General features: G+C 44.7%; 9 protein-coding genes. 2 read left to right on the forward strand and 7 right to left on the reverse strand.

What is annotated here, in order from left to right:
- Positions 1–11: 11 nt before the first annotated feature.
- From ABDW02_RS03300 to ABDW02_RS03315, 4 genes are all read right to left on the reverse strand, one after another.
- Complete coding sequence (locus ABDW02_RS03300; protein WP_343632049.1) at positions 12–329, reverse strand: hypothetical protein; 318 nt, start codon at positions 327–329, stop codon at positions 12–14.
- A gap of 52 nt (positions 330–381) precedes the next feature.
- A complete protein-coding gene (locus tag ABDW02_RS03305) occupies positions 382–816 on the reverse strand; it encodes a hypothetical protein (protein ID WP_343632051.1) in 435 nt (144 codons plus the stop codon).
- Between the two features lie 149 nt (positions 817–965).
- Complete coding sequence (locus tag ABDW02_RS03310) at positions 966–2,006, reverse strand: hypothetical protein (RefSeq protein WP_343632052.1); 1,041 nt, start codon at positions 2,004–2,006, stop codon at positions 966–968.
- A gap of 3 nt (positions 2,007–2,009) precedes the next feature.
- Positions 2,010–2,492 (reverse strand): T9SS type A sorting domain-containing protein, encoded by a 483-nt coding sequence (locus tag ABDW02_RS03315; RefSeq protein ID WP_343632054.1) that lies wholly within the window; start codon positions 2,490–2,492, stop codon positions 2,010–2,012.
- A gap of 270 nt (positions 2,493–2,762) precedes the next feature.
- On the opposite strand from ABDW02_RS03315, the gene ABDW02_RS03320 reads away from it, so the two are divergent.
- Both ABDW02_RS03320 and ABDW02_RS03325 read left to right on the forward strand, forming a co-directional pair.
- Entirely contained in the window at positions 2,763–3,107 is a 345-nt protein-coding gene (locus ABDW02_RS03320; RefSeq protein ID WP_343632056.1) for a PadR family transcriptional regulator, read from the forward strand.
- Positions 3,100–4,257: a hypothetical protein gene (locus ABDW02_RS03325; RefSeq protein ID WP_343632058.1), complete on the forward strand. Its 1,158-nt coding sequence runs from the start codon at positions 3,100–3,102 to the stop codon at positions 4,255–4,257. The genes ABDW02_RS03320 and ABDW02_RS03325 overlap by 8 nt, the downstream gene beginning before the upstream one ends.
- A 74-nt stretch (positions 4,258–4,331) precedes the next feature.
- On the opposite strand, the gene ABDW02_RS03330 is transcribed toward ABDW02_RS03325, so the two are convergent.
- From ABDW02_RS03330 to ABDW02_RS03340, 3 genes are all read right to left on the reverse strand, one after another.
- Positions 4,332–6,296: a tetratricopeptide repeat protein gene (locus tag ABDW02_RS03330; RefSeq protein WP_343632060.1), complete on the reverse strand. Its 1,965-nt coding sequence runs from the start codon at positions 6,294–6,296 to the stop codon at positions 4,332–4,334.
- Positions 6,297–6,392: 96 nt separating this feature from the next.
- A complete protein-coding gene (locus tag ABDW02_RS03335; RefSeq protein ID WP_343632062.1) occupies positions 6,393–8,300 on the reverse strand; it encodes a T9SS type A sorting domain-containing protein in 1,908 nt (635 codons plus the stop codon).
- 108 nt (positions 8,301–8,408) lie between these two features.
- Positions 8,409–14,330, reverse strand: coding sequence for a T9SS type A sorting domain-containing protein (locus ABDW02_RS03340; protein ID WP_343632064.1), 5,922 nt, complete (start codon positions 14,328–14,330; stop codon positions 8,409–8,411).
- Positions 14,331–14,383: the final 53 nt, after the last annotated feature.

Below are 14,383 nucleotides of genomic sequence, written 5' to 3' on the forward strand. Positions count from 1 at the left end.
GAACCAACCCGTTAATACGCTTCCAGTCGCAGGTAGCGATCGGATGCAATGGTCGTGTAATAAATGGCAGCCAGTGTTCCCAAGGGATTGTGTTTTGCAAAACTGGTCAGCCGGAAAGCTTTTTTTCCGTTCTCTTCCAGGTTAACCTCGATGATATTGCTTCTTCCCCAATCGATCTTTGCCTGGATGGTGTGATTCCCTTCCGGAACTTCAAATACGGCTGTTTTCCCGTTTGCCAGAGATCCGACGTGTTGATCATCGATGAAAATCTTGATATCTCTCAAACGATTGGCATATTCGCTGGAACGGGTAATTTCTATCTGTGGCATACTAAATAAGTTACCGGACAAAAATATTCTTCCTTTCCAATAAATACAACCCTTATTTATATTTAAGGCGTACACCGATCCCAACCCCGATATTCCACCTTCCGTTTGCCGTAGCTGTTTTTGCATTGTAATAAAGCGGTACCTGGAAAGCGATCATGTTGTAGCAATAAGTGAAACCTACGCCCAGGTTGGGAGTGATCGGGAAGTTCTTGAATAGGCCTTTGTCTTCTTTATACCGAAGGGAAGGAAGCATTCCCAGGAGGAATTTTGATTTTTTGATAGTGAGACTTACGCCCGGTCCCGTAAAATTGATAAAAGCTCCGTTATCCACATATCCGCCGACAATTACTCCATCAAACGGATTGAATTTAACAACCGGTTTTGCAGGGTCTGTATTGGTTTCCTGGGTAAAAGCAACGGATTGAAAGAGGGAAAAAACGACGAATGCTACGGAAGTGAGAGTAATCGAAGTAAACTTAAGTTTCATCTTTTTTTAGGCAAAAGGAGTTCTTTTTTTGGAAAAATCGGAAGTTGCCGAAAGATGAATGTACTGAGGGAAGCGAAATATGTAATGAAATAGAAAAAATAAAGGCCATGAAAAAATTTTTTTTCATGGCCTCTGAAAAATGATCTTAATTAGAAACGACGCATCGCTCTGATATTAAAGGTTGCAGCTTTGTTAATGGATAGAACGGATGTTCCTCCGGGAGTGATCACTACTGCATTTGCATCCGTATTGCTGGCTTCTTTTGAACTCCAGTATGGAGATGTCAATAAGTTTGTTCCACCGTTTGCTGTAGCGGTTGCATCTACGATCGTATAATTAAGCCCGAGCAGTTCCAATTCTGCAGGTGTTGGAAGGTACCAATCCGAATAGGTCGTTGCTCCTTCTGTGATTTGCAGCTCATTACAAGTTGCTGCTGCGTATGGATCGCCGTCATCACCGATAGATACCTGTGCCCCGATAACAATTACCGTATTTGCTGCACCTGCGAAAATCCCGTTTCCATCTCCGCGCGTTTTACCGTAAGTACCGGCGAACCATCTTACTGTCGGCAAATCATTTTTAGCAACAACCAAACCATGCTGTCCGGTTTCATCTACGTAAAATACTACCCCGCCTTGTGCAAAATCACCTACTTCGTATTTTACCAGTCCGGCAACGTATCCCATAGCGGCAATGTCTGTAGAATCTGTGTGATGGTTCCAGTTTGCAGTATCAGCAGCAGTAATCCCTGCCGCGACCGATGCATCAAAAACAGGGTCGTTTTCGTTCGCACTTCCTGCGTGTAAAGCGTAAGGAACGCTCAATAACTGGCTGGTTCCGGTGATCGTGTAGTTCGTTCCGCCTGCAGGATCTGTTTCCGTTTTTACGAAATAGGGTCCGGCCGCCCAGTCAATAGCTGAAAAAGTACCTGAAACAACGGTTCCTGCTCCGATTTCAATACTCACCAGACCATTGATATTGGATGACGGTGTTTGTGTTTCCTGGTAAACCGTACTTCCGCCCGGATTTCCCTGTATAATGCTGATTCGCATGCCCACGTTTTGATTGGTGACTAAAGTATTGGATGCATTACGGATAACAGCCTGGTAGCTCATTTTTTGAGGTGCTTGCGAAAACAAGTTGAAAGCAAGTAGAAGCAAGATGGCGGTATTTAAAATTTTGGTGTTCATGATTTAGTTTTTAATAATGTTGAATTCTTTTACTAACTGACCGTTATCAGTTATTCTTAATAAATAGGAGGCAGGAGCTAACTGATTCATCGAAACTCCTGTTTCAGACTGGCTGATCTCTTTTTCTTCGATGAGTTTTCCCCTGGTGTCAAAAAGCTGGTAAGCAAGCTTTCCGGTTGTGTGCTCATTGACTGAAATGGTCATGGACCCGTTGGTTGGATTTGGGAAAGCAGTTAATTCCAAATTGATGTTCTGCTCATCCAGTCCAAGGGTGGTGAAAATTTCGTAAGGCTGCTGAACTCCCTGGTTCACTTTTCCGTTTGTTCCGGAGAGTGCTGTGTAAGCAACTTGTCCGATGGTGTAGCTACTCGTTCCGCCTGTTCCGCTGGCTTCATTGCCGGCAGCCGAAACAGCCTGCTGCGCATAAAGCCCTCCCGAGCTTGCCATAACGAGCGTTACAGCAACGATTAATTTTTTTTTCTTCATAGTTTTTATAATTATGTGATTGAGACTGAAGGGGGAGTTTCGGAGTTGCATGCATTTTTTTTACTAACGTTTTAGAAGTATATCGTTGAATTCTGAAGCATTATTTAATTAGTTGAATCACTACTTTAATGAAATAAACCGAATTTAAATCAAGATTGCTTGAAGATTAAATAATTGATTAATAATTAGTTGAATATTTTTTTTATGCTTAATACCTAATTTTCTTAGGTAAAAATTTGAATACCTAAATTTCTTATGTATATTTGTCCTATGTATTCATCAGAACTTTTAAAAGGTACGCTTAAAACAATCGTTCTCAACCTGCTTAAGGACAAGGGCAGGATGTACGGTTATGAAATTACCCAACGCGTGAAGGAACTCACCGGTGAGAAGATCCAAATTACCGAAGGAGCACTTTATCCGACTTTGCATGCGCTTGAGTCACAGGGCGAATTGCAGACGGAAGAGGTCTTTATTGGTAAACGGGTACGAAAGTATTATTCACTCACCGAAAAAGGGCAGTCGACAGCCAAAGAGAAAGTAAACGAGTTGGTGGATTTCATGAATACCATGAAGTTTTTGTTGGATTTAGAGCCAAGAACTGGAAATGGTTAAAGTTTCGGACGAGCAAGTTGATTTTATTCTTCATGAAATTGAAGCGCGTGGGGTTACCATGGAAGATCTGCAATGGAACCTGCTGGATCACATGTGCTGTATCATAGAGAATGAAATGTCTGAGACTGACAACTTTGACCAGTTCTTTCAACGGCTCTTGCCTCGATTTTTCAACGACAACTTGCGTGAAATTCAGGAGGAAACAGAATTGTTATTAACCTTCAAACATTTTTACGCCATGAAAAAAACAGTAAATATTTCAGGAATTTTAGCCGCTATTCTTACCCTTTTAGCGTCAGTTGCTAAAGTCATGCATTGGCCCGGAGCGGGAGTCGCATACGTACTGGGAATAGCCATTTTCAGCTTAATTTTTCTACCTCTGATGATCGCTTTGAAATTCAGGGACGAAGGAAGTAAAACGGATAAACTGGTGCTCAGTTTTGGATTTTTAGTCGGAATAATTGCATCGCTGGGTTTTTTGTTCAAACTGATGCATTGGCCGGGGGCAAACATCCTCATGCTTTCAGGCCTGGCATCATTTACCTTCGTGTATGTCCCCATTTATTTTACCACGAGAGTGAGAAGACCTGAGTTGCGCTTCAATTCCACCGTGAATTCCGTTCTGATGATGGCTTGCGGTTGCTTATTGTTCGCGATGTATAATTTGAGCTATTCGGTCAAAGTGGAAGAATCTTCCCAACAGGCTTACCGTTTGTTGAACGAGGAAGTGCAAAAAATGGAGCAGTCGAAGGTTGCCTCTGTGAATCAAAACGATGTGAGAGCATTGAAAAAACAAGTAGCCGAACTGAATCAGCAGATCCTGGAATTAAAATCCCTGATCATTAAAAGTTCCGGTCATCTGACCGATCAGGAATACAACGCCATGACAGAAGATGAAGCTTACGGCAGTTTACCCAAAGATGAAGTCATGTCACGGGTATTGAACGGATCGATGATCAGTAAATGGGACCAGATTTGCAAGCTGACAGAAGAAGTGAACGGAAGACTGAAAGCGGCCTATCCCGAACACAAAGAGTTGGTATTTGAGATCAGTTCCATTGATCTGCCAACGAATACTACCAAAATTGCCCTGCAAAACCTGACATTGATACAGATGCACCTGCGCCTGTTGAAATTAATCGCCGGCTAAATCATCATTTTTTGAGTGAACAAAGCGGGGAGAGGGAATCTGCGGATTTCCTCTCTTTTTGATAGATAGATCATTTATTTCAAAAGCGGACCGTACTGAGCTACTTTTTCCTTGTTTCCGGCCTGCTCATAGGAAATGATGGTTAACCGAAGGGCATTTACATTCGAAGGATTTTTGGTGTAAATGCTTTCGAAGGTCTGAGCGGCGTTTATATAATCTGCTGCGGCGCCATAGGCGCTCCCCAGGTTTGAAGCCATTTCAACATCGTCCGGGAATTTTTCCAGTCCTTTTTTGAAACCGGCAATTGCTTCCTTGTAGCGCTTCAGGTTGAATTGTGAAACACCGTACCGCTTAAAATGTCCGATTGTTGCGTCTTTCGATTGAATGACTGTTTTCAAGGCTTTTCCGGCGTTGTCGTAATCTTTTAATGCAAAGTAGGCGTCTCCCAGGTTCCCGTATGGCAAGGTGTCGTGCGGGTTAATGGAAATCGCTTTCTGACTGTAGAAAACGGATTGTTCGAATTGATTCAACCGGTAGCAGGCGACACCTAAATTCGTGTAGGAATTGGCATCCAGCGAATCAATAGCAATGGCTTTTTTGAAACTGGATGCGGCAAGCTGCAATTGTTGTTTGTTTGCTGTTGAATCTTCTCCGGCAGCATTCATGACAACTACTCCGTAATTGAATTGAACACGTGCACTGTTCGGGCTGTTTTCAAGATCCGCAGTGAAAAGCGTGGTGTTGGATTCCCATGCTTTGTTACGCTGGATCGTTTTTACGCCAAAGATCATTCCCATCAACAAAAAGATCGCAACAGGGACCGTTAGCCATTTTTCCGTTTGCTGAGCCTTGAATAGACTGAAAATGATTAAAACCAGAGAAATAATGATGCCCAGAGAAGGTGCATAAATCAACCGGTTGGCATATGTTGTTCCTATCAGGGAGAAAATATTGGTTACCAAGGCAATTGAAATGAGAAAAAACAAGATGCCGAATGCAATTTCGGGTTTTGATTTACGCGTTTTCACCACGGTCAGTGCCAATAGAATTACTACCAGTAATGTGCTGATTACCGGCAATGAAGTAAAATTCAGGCACGGAACCTGGTTGTACGAATAATCGTAGCTCAGGCTAAACGGAGCAACAGTTTCCAATAAATAGCGGCCTAAAATACCCACCCCGGTGGCAACCCGTGATCCGCTTTCGCATGCAACCAGCGAATTATCGTGATACGTGTATTGAATAGGAGGAGTAGGATCTGCGTGAATAACGGCCTGATGTAAAATCAACCAGGCACCTGCAACAAGGATTAGCGGAAGTAATTTTTTCAGAACAGGAACAATGGATTCTTTTTTCACCATCCAGAAGTAAAGCCCTAAAACAGGCAGATACATAACCCCGGCTTCTTTCGATAACAAACAGGCGAAGAATAAGAGGGCGGTTTTGACCAGGTCCATTGGTTTTCCGCTGCTTTTCAAAAGGCTCAAAAAAGTAAGCAGGAAGAAGAAAAAGCAAAGGATCTCATCCCGGCTTTTGATATTGGCAACCACTTCCGTATGGCTCGGATGAAGCATGAAAACAAAGGTAATTGCGAACGAAACCCAAACGGAATAGTCAGGCAGGATTTTAAGCAGGAGCTTGAAGAGCAAGCCGATCGTAAGCGCATATAAAAGCACATTCACGAAATGATGTATAGCTGGATTGTTTGGTGAAATCGCCCATTCGATGGCAAACATAACCATCGATAAAGGACGGTACAACCCGGCGTTGGCATCCCAGAAACCTTTCCAGTAGAAGGTCGAAAACAGGTCGGAAATGCCTCCGAATCCTTCCTGTACAAAGCGGTTGTTTTCAATTACGGCTACATCGTCCAATACAAATCCGTATTGAATAGTCGGCACAAAAAGCAAAAATGCCCCGATGGACAACAGCCAGAATAGCCTGCGACGGATCAGTTGTGAATGGTCAACGGGAGTAGCAGGTACAGCTGTTTTTTGTACAGGCTGTTTGGGAGTGAAGGAAGTGTTTTTCTTGGACATACAGCTGCTAAATTAGGGAATTTATCGGTTGTTCAGGCCAGCAGATAAAAACATAGAATCTGAAATGATCCGGGACACTATCCGGAGCGTATTCGCTTAATTTTTTACGACGCGTTTCAGAACTTTTCCGGTTTCCGTTTCAATAGCAAAGAAATAAACCCCGTTCTCAAAAGAATCCAGTGAAATTTGCTGATCAGCAGTGATCTGACCCGCAAATAAAACCTTGCCTTGCGTGTCTGTGATGGATAATGAAGCGCTGTTCACGGGCAGGGAAATCGTGACCTTGTTTTGTGCAGGATTCGGGAATACTGTGAAAGCTTCGTCGGACCAGTCTGGGATGCCAAGATTTGTCATTTCCAAACAGTCGGAAGTAATGGAACAGCCGTTGTTTGTAATCAAAACGGAGTAAAATCCATTGGAAGAAGGAGCGAAAAACTGGCCGGTTGCTCCCGGGATGTAGGCATTTGTAAAGCAATCGATCCATTGATAACTGGTGCCGAAAGAAGCAATGAAATTGCCGTCGCCATTGTTGAAAACAAAGTCTGAAGGAATTACTCCCACGGTTAAATTCAAAACCAATAGCGAATCACATCCGGAAGGGGTGGAAACTGTTCCCAAATAAATCCCTGTGCCCGGATAATTCAGGCCGGTTACAGCCCAGGTATAGGAACCACAGGCAAATTCATAAGAAGTAGCAGTAGGATGCGGAACAATTTGCTGCCAGCTGAAGACCGGGTAGTCAAACGAGCATCCGCCCATTTTCCAGATGTCGTTGGATCCGTTGGAGGTTTCCAATTCAAAATCCCATCCTGCACCAATAAAAGTTTGAATGTCTTTCATGGCGGAAGTTGGCAAACCGGCGCCGCCGAAACTGTGAGTAACTCCTGAAGCCTGCATGTCCCAAAAGGAATGAAGAATAGTCCCTTCATTTCCTCCGCACAAACCGCCGATCGTATCATTACCGGTACTGCTTGTCACATTTCCCACTGCATGGCAATTTTTGAGATCGCCGGAATTATAACCGATCAATCCACCGAGAAATTGTATGCCGGTCACAGAACCCGTTGCATAGCAATTGATAACAGTTCCGGTTGAAGCAGTAAATCCTATCAAACCTCCTCCGGAATAATTCCCGCTTACAGATCCTGAAGCAAAACAATTGGAAATAGTGCCGTCTGAATTTCCGATAAGTCCTCCCACAGCATAATTTCCGCTCACATTTCCGCTTGCAAAGCAATCCTTTACGATAGCATCCACGGATGTAGGGCCAAAACCGATTAGACCAATCAAACCACCTACATAACTGCCGTTATTCCCAAATACATTTCCGGTAGCATAACAATCGTTTACAGTACTGTTTTCAATAAGTCCAATCAGGCCTCCAACGATATTTCCGTCTACATCTGCCGTAGAATGGCAGCGCGCAATGATGCCATTCGTATGATATCCGGTTAATCCTCCTGTAAAGTTTAGATCGCTTCCGGTGAAAATGATATTTCCATAAACAGTGCCGGTTGTGTAACAATCAACAATATCTCCGTCATCAAAACGTCCGACCAGTCCGCCGTTATAACTTTGGCCTTTCACAAAAATGTGCGTAAGACCTAATCCTCTGATCGATCCCCAAACCTTGCGTCCGAAAAAGCCCTGGTAATCTACAGTTGGCCTGTTGATATACAAACTGTCAATCAAGTGCCCGTTTGCATCGTAAGATCCTAAGAATGCAGTGAATTCATTACCAAGTGTTTTGAAACCTTCTCCGTTGTTGTAGAAATTGCCCCCGGTTTGAAAGTCGGAAGAGTTGAAGTAAATGTCTGCAGTTTGCAAAAAGTATTTGTCCCAATGATTCTCGTGTTCGCTCAAATACTGCAAATCCGATTTGGTCGCTATTTGATACGGATCTAAAATTGTTCCCGCACCTCCGGAGTAAGTTTGGGCATGGGAGATGCCTGTGAAAAGTAACAGGAATAAAACAAAAAGAGATGGGTGGTATGACTTCTTCAAAAGTATAAGTTGTTTTGGTTGGGCTCAAAGATAAAGAAAAGGGGACAGGTTGGAACAAAAAAAGGGAGACTCATTTCTGAATCTCCCTTTAACCAGTAGTAACCGGTTTTAATTTTTAACGATACGTTTTAAGACTTTTCCGCTTTCCGTTTCAATGGATAAGAAGTAAACTCCGTCTTCATAAGAACCAAGATCTACTTGCTGGCCATTGTTAATCGGTCCGGTAAACTGAGTTTTTCCTTGCGCATCAGTGATGGTTAATTTCGCACTGTTTACAGACATGGAAATCGTTACTTTGCTTTCCGTCGGATTCGGGAATACCTCTACAGAGGACAGATCCAGGTCGGATAATCCCAAATAGTCTATTTCCACACAATCGGATGTATCTGAACAATTGCTTGCATTGGTAATAACTACCGAATAGTTGCCATTTACGGAAGGAGCAAATGTTTGAGCAGTTGCACCCGCAACCGGCATGTTCGTTGAACAATTGATCCATTGGTATGTTGTACCTGCAGAAGCTGTAATGGTTCCGTTTCCATTATCTGCAGCGGTTGCCGTAACAGATGGATTGATGATCAGATCAAGGATCAGGATAGAATCACATCCGTTGATGTCCACCAGGGTATCAAAATACATTCCGGTAGCTGTATACGTTACACCATTTGCCGCCCAGGTATAGCTTTCACAGGCTGATGCCGGTTGCAAACTGGAGAACCCTCCGATTGTCAGGTTTAAAGTAACAATGGAGTCACAACCTGCTGCGTTCGGGATTGTATCCGTATAAACTCCGGAAGCAGTGTATGTCACTCCGTTTTGAGCCCACGTGTATGTTCCGCAAGCAAACTCAGAAGAACTGGAAGAGCTTGGAGTATTGATTGTCAGATCCAGTGTCACAATCGAGTCACATCCTCCGGCAGCAGGGATCGTATCCACATACAAACCTGAAGCCGTATAAGTCATTCCGTTTTGAGCCCATGTGTAAGAGATACAGCTGCTTTCTGTAACGGTATTCGTAATCTCGGAAACAATCGAAAGTGTCAGTGTCACAATTGAGTCACACCCGTTTACAGTAGTGAATGTTTGTGTATAAACACCACTTGAAGTATGTGTTTGTGTTCCCCAGGTGTAAGAATTACAAGCGTCATGTGAGAAACTGCTTGTTACTACAGCCGGTTCTGTAATGGTAAACGTTTTAGTGTCCTGGCAGTTATTATCATCTGTAACGGTAACCGTGTAAGTTCCCGCTTCCAAACCTGTAGCCGTAGCAGCCGTTCCACCGGAAGGAGACCAGGAATAAGTGTAAGATCCTGTACCACCGCTTGGAGTAACCGATGCTGATCCGGTAGCGCCTCCGTTACAAATAACATCCGACTGTGAACTTACAGAAAGATCGATTGCCGTTGGTTCGTTCAGAACAAAAGTTTGAATGGCAGTACATCCGTTTGCATCCGTAACTGTTGCTGTATAAGATCCTGCTTGTAGTCCTGTAGCCGTAGCAGCCGTTCCACCTGAAGGAGACCAGGAATAAGTGTATCCCGGTTGCCCACCTGTTACAGTTACTGTTGCCGTACCATTTGATCCTCCGTTGCAGGAAACTTCTGTTTGGGAAGCACCTGTAATTGCTAATACAGGAGGTTGAGTGATTACAAAGGAAATAGTAGCGGAACATCCGTTTGCATCCGTTGCAGTTACAGAGTATGAACCGGCTGCAAGTCCTGTGATGGAAGTTGTTCCGTCACCGGTTGGCGTTCCAGGATTCCAGTCGTAAGTAAAGGCGCCTGTTCCTCCCGTTGCGGGGTTAACAACAAGTGCACCTGTGCTTCCACCGAAACATGCCACATTCGTTTGAGCAGCTGCCGTAAATGAGATAGCTGCAGGTTCTGTAATCGTAAATGATTGTGAAGTTGTACACCCGTTAGCATCTGTAACGGTAACGGTGTACGTACCTGCTGTCAGACCGGAAGCTGTAGCAGCCGTTCCACCGGAAGGAGACCAGGAATAGGTATACCCCGGATTTCCTCCGCTTGCCAAAACAGTTGCAGAACCGTTCATTCCGCTGTTACAGGTAATATTTGTTTGCGCTGCAGCAGAAGCTACTAATGCTGTAGGTTGTGTTATTGTTGCATTCACGGTTCCTGTACATCCGTTAGCGTCTGTAATGGTTACGGAATAAGATCCGGCAACAAGCAGTACTCTGTCTTCGGTCGTTGCACCACCAACCCAGTTAAAGGTATACGGACCAACACCACCGGTAGGAGTAAGGTTAATGGCTCCGGTATTTCCGCCGAAACAAGAAACATTGGTTACAACGGTAGTACCTGAAACTACAGCTGCAGGTTGTGTTAACGTTGCGTTGATCGTAGCTGTACATCCGTTTGCATCTGTAATGGTTACCGAATAAGATCCTGCAGTTAAACCTGTTCTGTCTTCAGAAGTAACACCACCACCCCAGTTAAAGGTATATGGTCCTGTACCACCCGTAGGAGTAAGGTTAATAGCACCTGTATTTCCGCCGAAACAAGCAATATTGGTTACCACCGTAGTTCCTGAAAGAGCCGACGCCGGTTGAGTCACCGTTGGAGAAACTGTTCCTGTACATCCGTTTGCATCTGTGATGGTTACTGAGTATGTTCCTGCTGTAAGATTTGTTCTGTCTTCGGAAGTAATACCACCGCCCCAGTTAAAAGTGTATGGAGCTACACCGCCTGTCGGAGTAAGGTTGATTGAACCCGTGTTGTTCCCGAAACAAGCAATATTGGTTACCACCGTTGTTCCTGAAACCGCTGATGCAGGTTGAGTAACTACGATAGGTGAAACCGTTCCTGTACAGCCGTTCGCATCCGTGATCGTCACGGAATAGGATCCTGCTGTAAGTGAAGTTCTGTCTTCGGTAGTAACACCACCAACCCAGTTGAATGTATATGGTCCTACACCGCCTGTTGGAGTGAGGTTGATTGCTCCTGTATTGTTACCAAAACAAGCGACATTCGTTACCACGGTTGTTCCTGAAACGGCTGCTGCAGGTTGAGTTAACGTTATCGGTGAAATCGTTCCCGTACATCCGTTAGCATCTGTAATCGTTACGGAATAGCTTCCGGCTGTAAGGTTTGTTCTGTCTTCGGAAGTAACACCACCGACCCAGTTAAAGGTATACGGACCTACACCACCTGTTGGTGTGAGGTTAATTGCACCTGTATTTCCACCGAAACAAGCCACATTGGTTACTACTGTTGTTCCTGAAACGGCTGCTGCAGGTTGTGTAACGGTTGGAGAAACGGTTCCTGTACACCCATTCGCGTCTGTGATTGTTACGGAATAGGTTCCGGCTGTAAGGTTTGTTCTGTCCTCGGAAGTAATACCACCTCCCCAGTTAAACGTATACGGACCAACACCACCGGTAGGAGTAAGGTTAATTGCACCTGTGTTTCCACCGAAACAAGCCACATTGGTAACCACTGTTGTTCCTGAAACGGCTGCTGCAGGTTGTGTAACAGTTGGAGAAACGGTGCCTGTACATCCGTTCGCGTCTGTAATGGTTACGGAGTAAGTTCCGGCTGTAAGGTTTGTTCTGTCCTCGGAAGTAACACCACCACCCCAGTTAAAGGTATATGGACCAACACCACCGGTAGGAGTAAGGTTAATAGCACCTGTATTTCCTCCGAAACAAGCAATATTGGTTACCACAGTTGTTCCTGAAACAGCAGTTGCAGGTTGAGTCACAGTTGCATTGACTGTTCCTGTACATCCGTTGGCATCCGTAATAGTTACAGAGTATGTTCCGGCTGTAAGGTTTGTTCTGTCTTCAGTAGTTGGACCGGAAGCCCAGTTGAAAGTATATGGACCAACACCGCCTGTTGGAGTGAGGTTGATCGCTCCTGTGTTTCCACCGAAACAAGCCACGTTCGTTACCACTGTAGTTCCTGAAACAATTGCAGAAGGTTGAGTCAATGTTGCGTTGACTGTGCCTGTACATCCGTTTGCGTCTGTAATGGTTACAGAGTATGTTCCAGCTGTAAGGTTTGTTCTGTCTTCCGTTGTAGGACCGGAAGCCCAGTTAAAAGTATATGGGCCAACACCACCTGTCGGAGTGAGATTGATTGCTCCTGTATTTCCGCCGAAACATGCCACATTTGTTACAACAGTTGTTCCTGAAACAGCCGCCGTAGGTTGTGTCACGGTCATATTCACGGTACCTGTACACGCGTTTGCGTCCGTAATGGTTACCGAATAGGTTCCTGCAGTAAGGTTCGTTCTGTCTTCAGAAGTTACACCGCCTCCCCAGTTAAAAGTATAAGGTCCTGTTCCTCCGGTTGGTGTGAGATTGATAGCACCTGTGTTTCCTCCGAAACACGCTATGTTTGTTACAACACTCGTTCCGGATACCGCTGCCGGTTGAGTAACAGTTGCATTGACTGTTCCTGTACATCCGTTTGCATCTGTAATCGTTACAGAATAAGTACCTGCAGTAAGGTTGGTTCTGTCTTCGGTTGTTGGACCTGAAGCCCAGTTAAAGGTATAAGGGCCTGTTCCTCCTGTTGGAGTGAGGTTAATAGCTCCTGAGTTTCCTCCGAAACAAGCCACGTTTGTTACAACGGTTGTTCCAGAAATGGCAGAAGGAGGCTGAGTAATGGTTGCATTCACAACTTTGGTACAATTGTTTGCATCCGTAATAGTTACAGAGTATGTTCCTGCAACAAGGTTTGTTCTGTCCTCTGTTGTAGGACCGGAAGCCCAGTTAAAAGTATATCCCGGGCTTCCTCCTGACGGAGTAAGGTTAATTGCACCTGTATTTCCACCAAAACAAGCCACGTTGGTTACTACTGTTGTCCCATTCAAAACCGGTGGCTGCGTAATGGTAAAGTTCTGTACCTTCTGACAACCTGCCGCGTCTGTTATTGTTACGTTGTATGTTCCTGCTGTAAGTCCGGCTCTAATAGCACTGGTACCACCTACAGACCATAAATACGTGTAGCTGCCGATACCACCGGCTGGTGAAACACCTGCTGCTCCGGTACTGTTCCCGTTACAGTCGACATTTGTCTGGCTTGGATTGGCCGAAATATTGGAAACGTTCAATGTTCCGCTATTGGAGTTCGTAGTACAGGTTGCTCCACCATTGATAGCAACAGCCCGGTATAACCATCCGTTCATAGAAGCCAGCGGAGAAGTAATCGTCAGGGTGTTGGTAGTAACACCTGAGTGATAGGTATCATTGGTTAGATCCGTGAATCCTGAACCGCTGTTATATTGCCACTTGTAAGCGGTAGTGTTGCTTGCCGCAACAGGCCCGAAAGTGGTTGTACCCGTACCTGCACACATATTGTGTGATGTTTGCGGATGTGCAGAGAAAACAGGTGCGGTACAGGCAGGAGTATGGTATAGTCGGAAATTGTCAATTGCCCATTCTTCCCCGATACCATTTGCAGAAACACGTATACGAAGTATCATGGTTGTTCCTGTAGCGGTAATCGTTTTAGTGCGTTCTGAAAAGGTATATGTGAGTGGAGTTCCGTCACCGATCCCATCTCCATTTGTATCCAGGCATAACTGTTTATTAGTATTGTCATTTCCTCGGAAATCAAGAAGAGTCGTCCATGATCCTCCGGAGTTAAAACTGTATTCAACAGTCATGTAATCTGTTGATGATGCACCAACTAATTGGTTTTCCCAGGCTGCACCGTTGTTGGCCGCAAAAAGACCCCGGAACTCGAGGTTTGTAAGGCCAGAAGCATTGATGCCCTGGAATTCTATTTGCAGTTCGGCTTCAAGTACACCTGAATGTCCTTCTCCGGCCCAAAATTTAGTGCCTTCCATCCCGGAGTATTTAGGAGGGTTAACGGAAATTCCGGTAACACCATCTGTCCGGAGGAAATAATTGTCCCCGGAACCGGTATTGACTTCGGGAACGCGGGTACCGCTGCTGGGTGAACCACTGTCCTCGAAAGCATCGCTCCAGAACAAGGTCTGGGAATGACCTGCTAAAGCAAAGAGTGTTGCAATAACAGCTGTAAGTAATTGTGTTTTCATGTTAAATTATTAAGTTGTGTGTAGGGGATTATTGTTATGTTGATTAGAGTATT

Origin of the sequence: Fluviicola sp. (assembly GCF_039596395.1) — a bacterium.
Lineage (GTDB): Bacteria > Bacteroidota > Bacteroidia > Flavobacteriales_D > Crocinitomicaceae > Fluviicola.